We start from the raw sequence: 15,506 nt of genomic DNA, 5'->3' as shown, positions 1-15,506 counted from the left end.
TCGGCAACCCTCCTTTTCATGATTCACCGTTTAAGATCGTTTTCGACGGGTCGTAGAGGGCCGGGTCGATATCGAGCGGCTCCCCGAGCACCATCTTCGCGAGCTCCGTCCCGAGGAACGGCCCGACGGTGAGCCCGCTTGAACCGAGCCCGTTCGCGAAATAAAGACCTTTAAACCCGCCGAGCGGACCCATGACAGGCAGATTGTCCGCCGTGAACGGCCGGTAGCCGACCTTCGCCTCTTCAAAGGCGGCATCCGCAAGAGCGGGCGCCGTGACGAGCGCCTTGTCGAGCATTTCGTGGATGCCCCCGGCGGTCGGTTCCAGCTCAAACGAATGCTCGTCCTCGTGGGTCGTCCCGACGACGATCCGGCCGTCCTCCGACGGAACGATGTAATGGCGCCGCGGCGGCATGATGACCGGCCATTCCCCCGTCGACCGATCATCGAGCCGAAGATGGAGGATCTGCGCTTTCTGGGACCGGACATCGACGTTCAGGCCGAGCGGTGCGACGGCCCCGGGCGCCCAGGCACCCGCCGCCACGATCACGGTGTCCCCTTCGATCAGCCGGCCGTCCACGATGGCGCCGTTGACTTTCCCTTCTTCCGCCGAAACGGTCGCGGATCCGCCGATCTCCCGGGCCCCGTGCTTTTTCGATCCGGACAGAAGGGCTTCGAGAAGCTGGCGGCCGTTCACTCTTGCCGCCCCGCCGATCCAGACGGATGCAAAATCATCCGCAAGCATCGGCACCCGCTCGCGCGTCTCTTCTTCCGACAGCCGCAGGATCTCGCCGATCTCCGGCGCATCTTCTCTTCTCGAGTACGCCCGTTCTTCCGCAAGATCGAGCACGGCCGGATCCGTATGCACGCTGACGGCGCCGACCCGCTTGTAGCCGGTCGAAGTCTCCCCGTCCTGTTCGAGCGAGTCGATCAATGAAGGATAAAACGCCGCCCCGCCCTTCGCGAGCGCATACCAGGCTTTGTTCCGCCGCTGAGAGAGCCACGGGCTGATGATGCCGGCTGCGGCGCCGGTCGCCTGGCCGCGCTCCCCCCGGTCGATGATTGTCACGTCCCTGCCCGCCTTGGCAAGGTGATAAGCGGCGGAGGCACCGAGGATTCCACCGCCGATGATCAGAATTCTGTTCATGGACAACACCTGTTTCTTTATGGATTCTTGTCCTATTGTATCGGAACGGCGCCAGAAGGGAAAAGGGAAGGACGCCGGGAGACCGCTTTCAATTGGAACCAACCGGGTAATAGAAACGTACAAAGACAAACCGCACGGGAGGAAAAACAAGATGGAATCAAAACAATGGCTCGAACAGGAACTCCGGCAGATCCGGAGATGGGAGCGGTCACAGGGCGGTTCGTGGTTCTGGGAACGGATCGGCAAAATCCCGTTTAAAATTCTGGACAAGCTCACCCCCGCCTTCATCCACCGGAAAATCGGCACGGCGCTCGATGAAATCGGCAAGTTCATCCAGACAGGCGGCGGCTATCTCAGTTCAGAGAAAGCAGTGTCCGGATTCTTTCAGGATTCACAGATCCGCACTCTCGCAGACGTCCCCGGCCTGCCGATCCGCATGATGGACACCGCTGCGGAACGCGTCGGCGAAGGACGCAGCAAAGCAGCGGCCGTGCAAGGCGCATCGACCGGGATCGGCGGGATTTTCACCCTGTCGATCGACATCCCCCTGCTCCTCGGGCTTCAGCTGAAAACCCTCCAGGACATCGCCATGTGCTACGGCTATGACCCGAAACTTCCCGAAGAGCGGCTCTTCATCGTCAAAATCATGCAGTTCGTCTCATCCGACGCCTCAGGCAAGAAGCTCGTGCTGAAGCAGCTCGGACTGATGAACGAAAACCCGGACGCCGCCCGCAAGGAAGTCGTCTCCGAGCTGCGGGGCTGGCGGGAAGTCGTCTACTCCTACAGGGAGCGCTGGGGCTGGAAGAAACTCTTCCAGATGGTCCCAGTCGCCGGTTTCGTATTCGGCGCCATCACCAACCGAGGCGTCATCCGCGAACTCGCGGAAGCCGGTAAAGTGTTCTACCGGAAGCGGCGCATCGAAGAGCGGCTGGAATGGTATGACCGGGACGCATGAGGCCGGTCGTCATTCAAAGAAGGCTTTCCGAAAAGCGCAGGGGGATTGCGCTCCGGAAAGCCTTTTTTGCGTGCGGCTGAGCGGATCGTTAACGTCTCAGTATAGATACACAACGTTTCGGCGGAGATACACAACGTTTTTTCGCAGATAGACAACGTTTAGGACTAGATACACAACGTTTCCGTCCGGATTTGAAATATAGCGGGCAGATTTACAATATGGAAGACCGATTTGAAATACGGCAAGCAGAATTACAATATGGAACGCAGAATTAAAATATGGATAGCAAATTTACAATATAGATAGCAGAATTACAATATGGACACCGTTTTTAAAATATGGAACGCAAATTTACAATATGGATGCCCCATTTGAAATATGGCAAGTAGATTTACAATATGGAACGGAAAATTGAAATATGGATCGCTTCCACTCCCGTTCACCCACGATAAAAGCCGTGCCGGAGCTTTCGTTCTCCGTCACGGCTTTTTATGAAGCTATCGAAAAAGGCTTGAAAATGAATTTACCTTTTCTCGATCGGTTCAGCCTTCCAATCGTCCGACTGGGTAAATCCCTAAACGATAAAAGAAGGCCCGGCATCCACTGCCGGGCCTTCTTCCCATCATCCTCAGTCCACTGATACGCTGTCGAGGAATGATTCAATCTGTTCTTTTGTTTTGCGGTCTTTGCTGACGAAGCGTCCGGCTTCTTTTCCTTCGTGGAATGCCACGAAGCTTGGGATGCCGTAGATATCCAGTTCGCTGCACACGTCGATGAATTCGTCGCGGTCCACGGAAATGAATGTGAATTCCGGGTAATCCGCTTCAATCGACGGGAGGGCCGGTTCGATCACCCGGCAGTCCGGGCACCAGCCGGCCGTGAACATGAATACGACCCGCTCTTCCTGCTTGAGTTCGTTGAATTGATCCATCGATTTCAATTGCTCCATCATCTGCTCCCCCTTACTTCATCATCGTTCGGATGTCACGACGTCCGATACTTGGAAGAACCCGTTCTCGTCGATGATGACTGTATAATCAACCTTCAACGCCTTTTCGGTGACGGTGCCGTCCGCTGCGGTGGTCCGGGTGGATTCGAGCGAATGAACGACAGCGTGGTCTTCATGGATATCCACTGAAGGCACTTCCTGGTTGGTCAGTTCATGCTGGACACCTTTTCCTCCGAGCGCCGCCACTTCCTCTTCCAGTTTACCATAGGCCGGGCTGCCGGGCTGGACAAGATCCGCCACCCAGAAGAAGTCCGCATCCGTCAGCATCAGCACATGGAAATGGCCGAAGGAGAGGATGAAGTTCTCAAGCGCAATTTCATTGAATGTGTCGCCTTTCCATCCGCCTTCAAACTGGTCGTCCGCAGGAGTTCCGGAGCCGCCTTCATAATCATCATATGACCCGAACAACGCAGCCACCTGATCCGGCGACATCGGGCTGGCCGCCCAGCCGTCCAGGAGACCGGTCATGCTGAAGAGCGGTATGGCGAAGCCGACGAGGCTGTTGTCCTGCATGACGAGCGAGTTGATCCCGACCACCTTGCCGGTCTTCGCATCAATCAAGGGGCCGCCGCTGCTGCCCCGGTCGATCGGCGCATCCATCTGATAGATGTTTTCGTAAATAAATCCGATTTCCATGTTCCGGTCGTGGCCGGTCAGGTGCCCGGTCGTCACGGTGTTGGCGAGGCCGTTCGGGCTTCCGATCGCGATGACTTCCGTTCCGATCGGGGTGACGCCGGTCTCCGTCTCGAACGGAGCTGCATTGGCATAATCATCAACTTTGATGAGCGCCACGTCGGACCGGTCCGAAATCCCGATGACTTGCCCCTGGGATTCTTTCCCGCTCCCGTTCCGGACCGTGACTCTTGTGTAGCCGGTGACAACGTGCGCGTTCGTCACGATCATCCCTTTTTTGTAAAGGAACCCGGAGCCGATGCTGTCATCGGTGATGACCGTAAACACTTTCGGGAGGGATTCTTTGATGATCGACTGGGTATCCCGTTTTTCTCCGGCGATCTTTTCAGGGAGAATGACGGCTTCCGCCATCGTATCAGAGGTCTCCGTAATCTCCCGCTGGACCGTTCCCACCTGTTTTTCCGGCTGTTCTTCCGGTTCATCTTCCGATTCGTCGGTGACGACGCCTTCTTCTTCCTCAGGCGGCGGTTCCTCCTCGGTTTGCTGGAGCACGTCCTGATCCGGTTCGGCCGGCTGCTCCTCCGCCTTATCTTCGGTCAGATAAAGGGCGGTAAACGCTCCTCCGGTGAGAAGGAAAATTGCGGCAACCACCGCGGCGATCAGCCTGGACTTTTTCTTTTTCCGGTTGCCCCGTGTCAAGGGCCGTCCGCACTCTGGGCAGTCTCCCTCGAATTGGTCGATGTCATGTCCGCAGTTCGGGCATTTCATGCTGGTTCACTCCGTCCATTCATATTCTATATTGAATTTGAAACTAATAATCTTTGATTGAAAGCTAGAACTAAGTATTCAACATCATATCACGAACCGCAACTTCCGGCACGATAGAATACGCGGGCAACAAGATATCGGGCGGCCCGGGGAATCCTGTATACTGGAAGGAAACAAGGGAGGTGTGTCCGTAATGTGTCTCGTTCTTTTCAATCATGACGAACATCCCGTTTATCCGCTGATCGTGGCGGCGAACCGGGATGAATTCTATGACCGGCCCGCACAGCCGGCCCACTGGTGGGAACAAAAACCCGGCCTCCTTGCCGGAAGGGACCTCCAGTCAGGCGGAACCTGGCTCGGCATGACGAAAGGCGGCCGGTTTGCGGCACTCACCAATGTACGGAAGCCGGATGTGCCGCCTCCGCCGGGTGCCAGAACGCGGGGCGGACTGGTCACTTCGGTTCTGGAAGATGACCAGCCCCTTCCCAAAGTGCTGGAAACGATCTCCGCTCAGGGAGGATCCTATGATATGTATAACCTCATCGCCGGGACACCCGGCCATCTATTCTATGGGACGAACCGCGACCGGAAGGGTTTCACCGAAATTCCGGCCGGCACGCATGGCTTGAGCAATGACCGGCTCGACACGCCGTGGCCGAAAGTCGAATACGGCAAAGAACGGCTCGCCCGGATTGCAGAAGGCTTCTGTCCGATCGATCCCGATGAACTTTTCGACATCCTGGCGAAGGCCGAACCGTTTCCTGACAAGCATCTTCCGGACACGGGGGTCGGCCCCGACATGGAGCGGATGCTCTCTCCCCTCTTCATCCGGACGACCGGCTACGGCACACGCTGTTCAACGGTCATCCTCGCGGACCGCGACGGCCGGGTCACGTTCATTGAACGGACATTCAAAGACGGCGAACCGGCGGGCGAAGAATCATTCACATTCCAGATCCATTGAAAAAACAGGCAGTCCGGAGAAGCTTCCGGCTGCCTGTTTTTCGTCACATCATCCATTCCAGGACGACGGCCAAAACGATCACCGCCAAGGCAATCCAAAAAACCGTCCATTGGGGGGCGTCCTGGTCGTACGGTTGCGGACGGCTGTCCGGGTAACGCTTCGCCATCAACCTCTCCTCCTTAAGAAATAAGTCCTCTCTTCCTTAAGATTCCCTTGCGGAGCGAGGAAAAACCCTTTGTGCCCAAACTCGGCTGCAGCCTGTGCGGATTTGAACTTATTGAGCCGTATAGCCGCCGTCCAAAATGACCGCCTGCCCGGTCATTCCCTTCGCTTCGTCGCTTGCCAGGTAAAGTGCGAGCGACGCGATTTCATCCACACTGATGAGGCGCTTTTGCGGAATGAGCGGATACAGCACTTCCCCGAGCACTTCTTCCACTGAAATGCCCCGTGTTTTGGCGAGGTCGCCCATCTGGTTGCGGACAAGCTGAGTATCGACATATCCCGGGCAGATTGCGTTCACCGTGATTCCGTGTTCGGCCGTTTCCAGTGCGGCGACTTTGGTGAGGCCGATGACGCCGTGCTTCGCGGAGTTGTAGGCCGCTTTTCCGGCAAACCCGATCACCCCGTTGATCGATGCCATATTGAGGATCCGGCCGAAGCCCTGCTCCTTCATATAAGGAAGCACATGCTTGATCGCCATGAACGGTCCGGTGAGCATGATCTTGATGAGCTGTTCGAACTTCTCCGTCGGGAAATCTTCGAGCATCGAGACGTGCTGCATGCCGGCGTTGTTGATGAGAATGTCGATTTTGCCGAAACGGCCGACCGTCTCCTCGATCGCCCGCCGGATATCCGCCTCTTTCGTCACGTCACAGACGACACCCGCAGTCTCGCCGCCGATCGACTCGGCCGCTTCCCGCACGGATTCCCCGTCCAAATCGGAGATCATTACGTTCGCCCCGGCGCGGGAAAATTCTTTTGCGATATCAAAACCGATCCCTCTGGCGGCTCCTGTGATGAGCAATACCTTTCCCTTCCATCATTCCTTCATTCCCTTCGCGTTTATTTCTTGAGCGTGTCGATGAATTGCCCGAGACGGTCCGGGTCATCCAGGCGATCATTGCACTTCTCAGAGTCCACGCAAATATAATTTCCCCTCTTCGTATAGTTCACTCCGCCCGAATGCCGGGTCTCCGCCATGAACATGCCGATCTCATCAAGCCCTTTGCAGATTGCGCATGCGCCCTTTTTGGCGGACGGCCTGAACTCCCCATGCATCCCGGTGAGCTTCCCGTCTTTTTCATAAACGATATACTTCCGGTTGGAACCGGGATCGTTCCAGCCGAGGTACGTCAGATCCCGCCACTCGATATCCTCCAGCGCCGGGACTTTCAGCTTCTTCACTTTCGGAAACGTCTTTTTCAGCTGATGCTCCGTCACAGCCGGAAACGGGATGACAAAAGGCAGCAACTCTTCACGGAACCGGGCAAACCCGTCCTGGTCACGGACATCGCCGATCTTCTTGACTACGGCCAAGGCCTCTTCCGGAATATCGCCGAGCCGCGCCTTCGACCGCTCCTCCGCAAGCCCTTCGACAGCATCCAGAACCCCTCCGTCCCGGACACTCAAATGGCTGTTCATGACATTTCTCGCCTGCCTCAAAACAAAATGCAGATCTGCACTTCTGATGAATGGATCCACGGGAACACCTCCTTCTTATTATGATTTTAACACTAAAGGAGGCAGAGTGTCACAGGATGGCTTTTGATGCCTGCTGCGAAAATTACTTTCGGTGAGTCACTTTGCCGATGGAATGAGGACTCATGGAATTTTCGCGGACTCAACGGGTGGATTCGCGGATGCAATTTGTCTCGCGCTATTTTCGCGGATGCAACGGGCATTTTCGCAGACGCATTTTGTCCCGCGCTATTTTCGCGGACGCAACAGGCGGTTTCGCGGATGCATTCTGCTCCGGGAGATTTTCGCGGATGCAACGAGCAATTTCGCGGATCGCATTTTGCCTCGGAAGATTTTCGAGGCTGCTTTGTGGCTTTTCGCGTCCGCTTCTTCCTTTTTCGAGGCCGCAATGTAACTTTTCGCGTCCGCTTCGCCCGTTCTCGCGCCTGCTTTCCGGTAGGACAGACTCCCGAGGCTACTCGGCCCAACCAAATAAAAGCGCCTGCCGTTATCGGGCTGGCGCTGATCATTTTTCTTATTTCGGCCGGCTCATCCGCCCATAGACCGCCATCGTCACAATCCGGGCGACGTCCCGGAGTTTTTCTTTGCTGATTTTATCCGACGTGTCGTCGGGGGTGTGGTACCAGGGTTCGGCGGGGTGATGGATAAGCAAGGCGGCCGGGATGCCCGCTTCGTGGAACGGGACGTGGTCGCTCCGGTTTCCCTGGATGACCGGCGTCGGCGTTCCGTTGAGCTTTTTGCTGGATGAGCGGGCCAGTTCCGTGACGAGGTTCGGCTTTCCGTCTACTGTCTGCAAGGTCAGGTCGCCGGCATCCCGGCTGCCGACCATGTCGAGGTTGAAGTTGGCGATGATCCGCTTTTTCTCGGATTCCGGCAACAGCGAGATATACTTTTCGGAGCCGAGCAAACCGAGTTCTTCCGCCCCGAATGCAACGAAACGGATTTCCGCTTCAGCCGGAATGTTTTTGAGCACACGCGCCATTTCCAGCACCACCGCTGTGCCGGATGCATTGTCGTTCGCGCCCGGCGCCCCGGGTGCTGAGTCCAGATGCGAGCTGATGATGATAATTTCCCTGTCTCCGGCTCCCTTCTTCTTGGCGCCCGCTTTCTTCGTTGCAATGACGTTATGCGATTCGCGTTCGGTCGTTTCCGCCCCTTCCACGAGGATCCGGGCCTCGGCATCAGGACGCGCCTTGATGTGTTCCAGGATGGCTTCACCGGTGTCGCGGGACATGGCGACGGCGGGAATCCGATGTTTGCCGGGCTCCCCGAGTGATCCACCCAGCTCGCCGGGTTCGTTATTGTACAAAATCACTCCTGCCGCCCCGGCGCGGGATGCGTTCGCTATCTTCTCCGAAAAGGGGATTTCCCCCCGCCGGATGACCGCGATCTTTCCTTTCGCCTTTTTAAAATCGCGCGGCTTTCCGAGTCCCGCATCGATCAGTTTCGCCGAGACGTCCCCGTTCATGCCGTATGTGAAATGCCCGGCCGCCACGTCACACAGTCCTTCCACCTGGAGCCTGACTTTCTGCGGTTCCGTGTACGCCGTGAATGTGAACGGCTGAACGTCGACCCGGTAGCCGTAAGACTTGAATGCATCACGGATATACCGGACGGCCTGCTGCTCCGATTCCGTGCCGGCGACCCGCGGTTCTTTGCTCAGCTCGGCAATGTGACGGTAAATCCGGCCGGAATCAATTGTTTGCAGCAGTTCTTCGGCCGGTTCAAAGGCCGTCTCTGTTGACGCGGCGACAGGCGGTACAGCGAGAGGCATGCCGCAGACGAGCATGACCGCAAGCGATATCGCGGTTATTTTCCTTTTCATGGCGCGGACCTCCTTTGATCGCAGATCATTCACGAAGATGACACTCACCCTTAAAAATTCAACACCCGCGCTGCCGAGGTTATCACTCCAACCAGCGAAGTTGACACTCCCGCCCGCGAAGTGAACACCCGCCCTTCCACTTCCCCGATCAAAAAATCATAAAAAGAGGGTTGCGCACCTTTCCCCGGCCGTGTTATAATTTCTCTTGTCAACATGGAGATGTACCCAAGAGGCTGAAGGGGACTGACTCGAAATCAGTTAGGGCGTTCACGCGCCGCGGGGGTTCAAATCCTCTCATCTCCGCTAACGGGCACCGGTTTTATTACCGGTGTCTTTTTTATTTTGCATAAATTCGCCCGGCCGTCTCACCCTAATCGGACCAATACTTTTCGGGGAGATGATCGGTTTGGGTGACTCTTCTTATTTTGCGACATTTCTTCAGGCGATATTCGCTTTTTTCTTCTTACTGTTATTGACACGCATCCTCGGCAAAAAGCAGATGAGCCAGCTGACCTACTTCAACTACGTGGCCGGTGTTTCAATCGGGACCCTGTCCGCGAATGCGGCAGTTGAATCTTGGCCAAAAGCCGGATATGCGCTCCTTGCGCTGGCCGTCTGGGTCGTGCTGACCATCCTTCTCGGTCTTATCAGCCTGCGCTCGAGCAAGGCGAGAGTCCTGTTCAACGGCGAACCGTCGATCCTCATCCGAAAAGGATTCGTCCAGAGGAAAGTCCTCGGTGACCTGAGGATGAACTTGGACGATCTCGTGATGATGCTCCGGAAAGCGAATGCGTTCTCGATCGCCGATGTGGATTACGCCATCCTGGAGCCGAACGGACAGCTGAGCGTCATGTTGAAATACGGCAAGCAGCCGGCGACCAAAACTGACTTGGATCAGCAGGCCGCTCCGGTCAGGAACCTTCCGACGCTCCTCGTCGTGGACGGAACGGTCATGCAGCATGAGTTGCAGGAGCTCGGCCTCGGCGAAGACTGGCTCTTCAGTGAGCTCAAGCAGCAAGGGATTTCTTCCGCCGCCGACGTCCTGTTTGCCGAATACGGACAGGACGGGACGCTTTCCGTGCAAAAGAAGACCGAATGAAAAGCCGCGCTGCTGAGCCAGCGCGGCTTTTTATTTATTCCGTTACAGGTTGCAGCTTTTGTTCTGGTTCACGATCTTCGACCGCCGTCCCTCCGCCGGTGCCCGAGTTATCGAGCTTTTCGATCGTGAAGCCGGTGATGGCATAGACGATCGAGATGACCGGGCAAAGGAAGTTCAGGATGGCGAACGGGGCGTATTCCGCGACCCCGACGCCGAGCGTTCCGAAAATGAAGACCCCGCACGTGTTCCACGGGATGAAGACCGATGTCAGGGTCCCGCCGTCCTCCAGGGCACGCGACAGGTTTTTCGAGGCCAGGCCCATCTTCTGATAAGTTTTGGCGAACATCCGGGACGGAACGACGATCGAGATGTATTGCTCGGAGCAGGAGGCGTTCGTGAGGAATGCCGAGCCGATTGTCGCCGCGATGAGCGATGCCGAGTTTTTCACGACTTTCAGCAGCTGGTCCATGATCGACTTCAGCATGCCGGAAAATTCGAGGATCCCGCCGAACGTCATCGCGACGATGGTCATACTCACTGTGTACATCATCGAATCGAGCCCTCCGCGGTTGAACAGTTCATCCACGAGAGTGTTGCCGGTGTTGATCTTGTAACCTTCCTGGAGCGCATTCAGCGCATGGGCAATCGAGTCTCCCTGGATGAACACCTGGCTTGCGAAGCCGAGCAGGATGCCGACGATCAATGCAGGCACCGCCGGCACTTTCATCGCAACGAGCACGATGACCAGCACCGGAACGAGAAGCAGCCACGGGGAGATGAGGAAGCTGTCTCCCATGACTTCCGACGTCCGGGCGATTTCTGACGCATCTACCGCACCCCCGGCGTGCTTCATGCCGAGAAAAGCGAACGCGCCAAGTGACAGGATGAGCGCCGGGATGGTTGTCCAGAGCATATGCTTGATATGGTCGAACAGTTCCGTGCCGGTCAGTCCCGCCGCCAGGTTCGTCGTGTCGGACAGCGGCGAAAGCTTATCGCCGAAATAGGCTCCGGAAATGACGGCGCCCGCTATCATCCCCGGGGAAAGGCCCATCGACAGGCCGATCCCCATGCCGGCCACTCCGATCGTTCCCATCGTCGACCAGGAGCTGCCGATCGCGAGTGAAACGATGGCGCAGATCACACAGATGGCGACGAGGAAGTAGGCCGGATTCAGGATCTTGAGGCCGAAATAGATCATCGAGGCGACGATTCCGCCGCCCATCCAGGACCCGATGACGAGTCCGACGAGCATAATGATGACGATCGCCGGCATCGCCAGCCGGATTCCCTTGTACATCATTTCCTCGATCTCTTTCCAGGTGAATCCGGATTTATACGCAACGAGGGACGCGAGGACGGTCCCGACGATGAGCGGAACGTGCGGCCCCTCCTTCAGCTTGACGACCGTGAACAGCATGACGATGATCATGATGGCGAGCGGAAGAATGGCCCAGAAAAAGCCGATTTTCCGTTCTCGAATTTCTTCTGGTTGCTGATCTTCAAATGACTGCATCTATGCGCTCCACTCCTTTTCTACGAAAGCGTTAACAAAATAATAAATCAAAACTTTCTCTCCTGTAAATGCAAAAATCGACACGGAAAAGCAAATGTTTTTTGCTCTTTCCGTCCGGACGGGCAGCAAGAAATCTCTCCGTTTCCTTCCTCCGGTACAAAAATCCGCTCTCCCCCTTTTGCATCATGGCAAAAACGTGTATAATAGAGACTGTCGCAAATCATGTCCTGGTAGCTCAGCTGGATAGAGCAACAGCCTCCTAAGCTGTAGGTCGGGCGTTCGAATCGCCCCCTGGACGCTAACTCGAAGCAGGCGCCGCCCCTTACCGGGACGGCGCCTGTTTTATTTGTTGGAGTCGGGGATTAGCGGCTCAAGCAATGTCCTGATAGCGGTTCAGCAATCCGTCCAGCGCCTGGCTGCAGGCGACGGTCTCCGGATGAGTCATACCGAGAACATGGGCTTTGCGATACATTTTCCTCCTAACGAACCGAATGCGATTCCTTAAAACCGTTTTCGACACGCACATTATTAATATTCTCCTATCCATGATGGAATTGCGCTGTTTTCAGGACAGCTTGTCTATCATACACCTTCAGTTTTGCGCTTTTTGTCGAAGTGAAGCACCATTCATAAAGTTCACGGATTGTTCACAAACAGACCGCCAATGTGGTATAATTCTGCGTTTTTACAAAAAACGGACCGGAGACTGACTGTCTCTCCGGTCCGTTTTGATTTACTGTGCATCCGGGAACATTCGCCTTACGACATCCGAAAACTCATCGAAGAATCCTTCGACCGGTTCTCCTTCATCAATCCGGGTCCCGTAATCAGACATCTGCTTGGCGAAGTCCGGGTTGGCCGATACGTATACCTCACCGATTTCGGGCTTGATCTTCTTCACCTGGTCTTTGATCTGGGTCTGCAGGTCTTCCGTCTCTTCGGTGCCCTCTTTCAGGTTCACACCGACGTATGCGTTTTGGTCCGTCATCAGAACGGTCGCGTCCTCCACGCCTTCAACGGTCTTCACTTTGTCCGCCACGTCTTCGTCCCGCCGCAGATCGTTGTCGCCGTTCCCGTCGCCCGCCGCCTGATCTCCGGTGTTTCCGTTATCGCCGGTTCCGCCGTTGGTGCCGCCTTCGTCCGTCATGGAGTGGTTGTCATCTCCGGTGCCGGCATTGTCGGTCGTGTTTCCGGTATTGCCGGTATTGCCGTTGTCGGCGTTGTTATCATCATTGCCGCCGCAGGCACCCAGGGCGAGAGCCAGGAACAGTGCGGACAGGCTCATCAGGATCTTTTTCATCATTTCCCTCCTTTCCTCTATCTCTTAGATTGTCACCGGACGCCCGGATTATGTACGGCCGGGCAAAATGAAAACGGCCGGGAATCCCGGCCGCTGCTGTCTCACCTTATGAACCCGGGAACAGATCCCCGGCTTTTTCCATAAATTCGTCGTACACGGCGTCATCATTGTTGCCGACACGGTCCGAATAGCCTTTCACCTGTTCGGCCGTCTCCGGGTCTGTCGAGAGGTGGACTTTCGCTTCAGGAATGACCGACTTGGCGGCATCTTCGATTTCCGATTGGAACACCGTATCTTCTTCCGTTCCTTCCATCAATTGAACGGTCACGTAAGCATCATCTCCGGCGACCATCACCGATGCGTCTTCCACGCCCTCAACGGTCTTCACTTTATCGGCGGCTTCCTGATTCACCTCGAGTTTGACGTCCGGGTCTGATTTTTTGTCTTCCCCGCTTTGTCCTTCATCTTTTTTCTGCTCGTCATCTGTATCGGCCGGCACGCCCATATCGTTTTCTTCGTGCCCGTTCTCCGTGAACGACGGATCTTCATCAGCCGTTTTACCGCACGCCGAGAGTCCGAGAGCCAGCGTGAGGGCGGACAGGCTCACCAAGTATTTCTTCAATTCACTCCACTCCTTCTGCCGAATCTGTTTGTCGGTATAAATAATCCCTTTGCTATGTAAGATACCCAATTTCGCGTCCGACACGCATGGAACCGGTGATATTTCGGGAAAACCGATTTTTTCGTTTGTTTTGAATTGATGAAATTGAATTGCAATTACTCGCAAAGAGCGTATAATTTCTGTATTCGCAAATATGCCCGGATTTTCGGGCGAAGGAGTGAGTGAACATCATGACAGCCACACAGACCACGCAGCTTCACCAGGAACTGGTTTCCCTTCTCGGGGAAGAACGGGCGACCGTGAATGAAACGGTGAGATCCCTTCACGGAAAAGACGAGTCCTACCACGCCGAGCACCGGCCGGATCTCGTCGTGTTCCCGAAGACGGCGGAAGAAGTGAGCCGGATCGTCCGCCTGGCCGCTTCGAATGGAACGCCGGTCATCCCGTTCGGACTCGGGTCGAGCCTGGAAGGCCATGCCATCCCCTACAGCGGCGGCATTTCGATCGACTTCTCGCTCATGGACCAGATCCTTGAAGTGAGGGAAAGCGATTTTCTCGTCCGGGTCCAGCCCGGCGTAACCCGGACCCGGCTCAATAAGGAACTGAAAAAATACGGCCTGTTCTTTTCCGTCGACCCGGGTGCGGACGCCACGCTCGGCGGCATGGCCGCAACGAATGCAAGCGGAACGACGAGCGTGAAATACGGGGTGATGCGCGACCAGGTCCGGGATCTGGAAGTCGTGCTCGCCGACGGATCGATCATACATACAGGCAGCCTCGCGGCAAAATCCGCTTCCGGACTTCACCTGAACGGCCTGTTCGTCGGCTCCGAAGGGACGCTCGGCTGCTTCACCGAGCTGACGCTCAAGGTTTACGGCATCCCCGAGGAAACGGCGGCCGCCCGCGCCTCCTTCCCGACTGTCGATGACGCGGTCCAGGCCGTCGTCTCGATTTTGCAGGCGGGCATTCCGATCGCACGGGTAGAACTCGTCGACGAACCATCGATGGAGCAGGTGAACCGCCACAGCGGCACGGATTACGACATCCGGCCGACCCTCTTCCTCGAATTCCACGGCAATGAAGCCGGCCTCGCGCAGGACATCGCCTTCTGCAGGGAAATCGTCGATGAGCTCGGCTGCGAACGGATCGATTTCGAGACCGACACCGAAGGCCGGAACCGGCTGTGGGAAGCCCGGCACAACCTTGCCTACGCGTACATCCACGGACATCCCGGCCGGAAGATGATGGTCACGGACGTCTGCGTTCCGATTTCGGAACTGGCCGGCGCCGTCCATCACGCCCGGGAGTCGGTCGACCGTCTGGGGCTCATCGGCGGCATCACCGGCCACGTCGGCGACGGCAACTTCCACATCATTCTCATGATTGACATGGATGATGCAGAAGAAGTCCGAAAAGCGGATGAGCTGAACGAAGACATCGTGTCGTATGCGCTTGACCGGAACGGAACCTGCACCGGCGAACACGGCGTCGGGATCGGCAAACAGAAATACCAGGCACGCGAACACGGACCGGCCCTTCTTGCCATGCAGGCCATCAAGCGCGCGCTTGACCCGGGCAATATCATGAACCCCGGAAAAGTCATCGATTTGAAACAGGAGGGATCCGACTGATGAAACTGCTCGAAACGATCAGCTCATTTGCAGGGAAATACTTTGCCTTCTTCGTCATCGCCACGGCGATGACCGCTTACTTCATCCCGGACGCATTCACCCGGTTCGGCGCCTATATTACGATCCTCCTCGGCGTCGTCATGTTCGGGATGGGGCTCACGCTGAAGGCGGCCGACTTCAAAGTCGTCTTCACCCAGCCGGTCCCGGTCATCATCGGGGTCCTCGCCCAGTACACCGTCATGCCGCTTGTCGCATTCGGGATCGCCTATGCGCTGCGGCTGCCGCCGGAACTCGCGGCGGGCCTCGTCCTCCTCGGCTGCGTGCCGGGCGGGACCGCATCCAACG

The 15,506-nt window shown here is 56.5% G+C and carries 16 protein-coding genes and 2 tRNA genes; 7 read left to right on the top strand and 11 right to left on the bottom strand.

Annotated elements, in window-relative coordinates:
• Positions 1–16: 16 nt before the first annotated feature.
• Positions 17–1,144, bottom strand: coding sequence for an NAD(P)/FAD-dependent oxidoreductase (locus BN1189_RS12500; RefSeq protein WP_040228544.1), 1,128 nt, complete (start codon positions 1,142–1,144; stop codon positions 17–19).
• Between the two features lie 151 nt (positions 1,145–1,295).
• Between BN1189_RS12500 and BN1189_RS12495 the strand changes: the two genes are divergently transcribed.
• A complete protein-coding gene (locus tag BN1189_RS12495) occupies positions 1,296–2,099 on the top strand; it encodes an EcsC family protein (protein ID WP_040228543.1) in 804 nt (267 codons plus the stop codon).
• A 628-nt stretch (positions 2,100–2,727) separates the two neighbouring features.
• Here the strand turns inward: BN1189_RS12495 and BN1189_RS12490 are convergent.
• The gene (locus tag BN1189_RS12490; RefSeq protein WP_040228542.1) at positions 2,728–3,048 is read right to left on the bottom strand and encodes a thioredoxin family protein; all 321 of its coding nucleotides are present in this window, start codon (positions 3,046–3,048) and stop codon (positions 2,728–2,730) included.
• A 21-nt stretch (positions 3,049–3,069) separates the two neighbouring features.
• Positions 3,070–4,440: a S1C family serine protease gene (locus tag BN1189_RS12485; RefSeq protein ID WP_052455845.1), complete on the bottom strand. Its 1,371-nt coding sequence runs from the start codon at positions 4,438–4,440 to the stop codon at positions 3,070–3,072.
• Positions 4,441–4,702: 262 nt separating this feature from the next.
• On the opposite strand from BN1189_RS12485, the gene BN1189_RS12480 reads away from it, so the two are divergent.
• On the top strand, positions 4,703–5,473 hold the full coding sequence (locus BN1189_RS12480) for an NRDE family protein (protein ID WP_040228540.1): 771 nt from the start codon (positions 4,703–4,705) through the stop codon (positions 5,471–5,473).
• Positions 5,474–5,516: 43 nt separating this feature from the next.
• On the opposite strand, the gene BN1189_RS16585 is transcribed toward BN1189_RS12480, so the two are convergent.
• The 4 genes from BN1189_RS16585 to BN1189_RS16690 all read right to left on the bottom strand — a co-directional run bounded on the left by BN1189_RS16585 (position 5,517) and on the right by BN1189_RS16690 (position 8,996).
• Positions 5,517–5,639 carry a hypothetical protein gene (locus tag BN1189_RS16585; RefSeq protein ID WP_257125420.1) on the bottom strand — a complete coding sequence of 41 codons (123 nt, stop codon included), beginning with the start codon at positions 5,637–5,639 and terminating at the stop codon, positions 5,517–5,519.
• A 108-nt stretch (positions 5,640–5,747) separates the two neighbouring features.
• Positions 5,748–6,497, bottom strand: coding sequence for a 3-hydroxybutyrate dehydrogenase (locus BN1189_RS12475; RefSeq protein ID WP_040228538.1), 750 nt, complete (start codon positions 6,495–6,497; stop codon positions 5,748–5,750).
• A gap of 38 nt (positions 6,498–6,535) precedes the next feature.
• Entirely contained in the window at positions 6,536–7,174 is a 639-nt protein-coding gene (locus BN1189_RS12470; RefSeq protein ID WP_040228536.1) for a FusB/FusC family EF-G-binding protein, read from the bottom strand.
• Positions 7,175–7,685: 511 nt separating this feature from the next.
• Positions 7,686–8,996: a M28 family peptidase gene (locus BN1189_RS16690; protein WP_040228533.1), complete on the bottom strand. Its 1,311-nt coding sequence runs from the start codon at positions 8,994–8,996 to the stop codon at positions 7,686–7,688.
• Between the two features lie 215 nt (positions 8,997–9,211).
• Between BN1189_RS16690 and BN1189_RS12455 the strand changes: the two genes are divergently transcribed.
• Positions 9,212–9,299: transfer RNA gene (locus BN1189_RS12455), tRNA-Ser, on the top strand.
• A gap of 103 nt (positions 9,300–9,402) precedes the next feature.
• Positions 9,403–10,095, top strand: a complete 693-nt coding sequence (locus tag BN1189_RS12450; protein ID WP_069201975.1) for a YetF domain-containing protein — start codon at positions 9,403–9,405, stop codon at positions 10,093–10,095.
• A 34-nt stretch (positions 10,096–10,129) separates the two neighbouring features.
• On the opposite strand, the gene nhaC is transcribed toward BN1189_RS12450, so the two are convergent.
• Positions 10,130–11,608 (bottom strand): Na+/H+ antiporter NhaC, encoded by a 1,479-nt coding sequence (nhaC, locus tag BN1189_RS12445; protein ID WP_040228530.1) that lies wholly within the window; start codon positions 11,606–11,608, stop codon positions 10,130–10,132.
• A 224-nt stretch (positions 11,609–11,832) separates the two neighbouring features.
• Here nhaC and BN1189_RS12440 point away from each other — a divergent pair.
• Positions 11,833–11,906: transfer RNA gene (locus BN1189_RS12440), tRNA-Arg, on the top strand.
• Positions 11,907–11,978: 72 nt separating this feature from the next.
• Here BN1189_RS12440 and BN1189_RS12435 read toward each other — a convergent pair.
• From BN1189_RS12435 to BN1189_RS12425, 3 genes are all read right to left on the bottom strand, one after another.
• Positions 11,979–12,134 carry an aspartyl-phosphate phosphatase Spo0E family protein gene (locus tag BN1189_RS12435; protein ID WP_082194260.1) on the bottom strand — a complete coding sequence of 52 codons (156 nt, stop codon included), beginning with the start codon at positions 12,132–12,134 and terminating at the stop codon, positions 11,979–11,981.
• A 207-nt stretch (positions 12,135–12,341) separates the two neighbouring features.
• Entirely contained in the window at positions 12,342–12,908 is a 567-nt protein-coding gene (locus BN1189_RS12430; RefSeq protein ID WP_052455844.1) for a YhcN/YlaJ family sporulation lipoprotein, read from the bottom strand.
• Between the two features lie 106 nt (positions 12,909–13,014).
• The gene (locus BN1189_RS12425) at positions 13,015–13,530 is read right to left on the bottom strand and encodes a YhcN/YlaJ family sporulation lipoprotein (protein ID WP_040228529.1); all 516 of its coding nucleotides are present in this window, start codon (positions 13,528–13,530) and stop codon (positions 13,015–13,017) included.
• A gap of 230 nt (positions 13,531–13,760) precedes the next feature.
• On the opposite strand from BN1189_RS12425, the gene BN1189_RS12420 reads away from it, so the two are divergent.
• Positions 13,761–15,161, top strand: coding sequence for an FAD-binding oxidoreductase (locus tag BN1189_RS12420; protein ID WP_040228743.1), 1,401 nt, complete (start codon positions 13,761–13,763; stop codon positions 15,159–15,161).
• On the top strand, positions 15,161–15,506 hold a 346-nt coding region (locus tag BN1189_RS16185), incomplete at its 3' end, for a bile acid:sodium symporter family protein (RefSeq protein ID WP_040228527.1). The genes BN1189_RS12420 and BN1189_RS16185, both read left to right, overlap by 1 nt.

The sequence above is a fragment of the Bhargavaea cecembensis genome (assembly GCF_000826125.2).
GTDB lineage: Bacteria > Bacillota > Bacilli > Bacillales_A > Planococcaceae > Bhargavaea > Bhargavaea cecembensis_B.
This window is presented reverse-complemented; position numbering and strand designations above follow the sequence as displayed.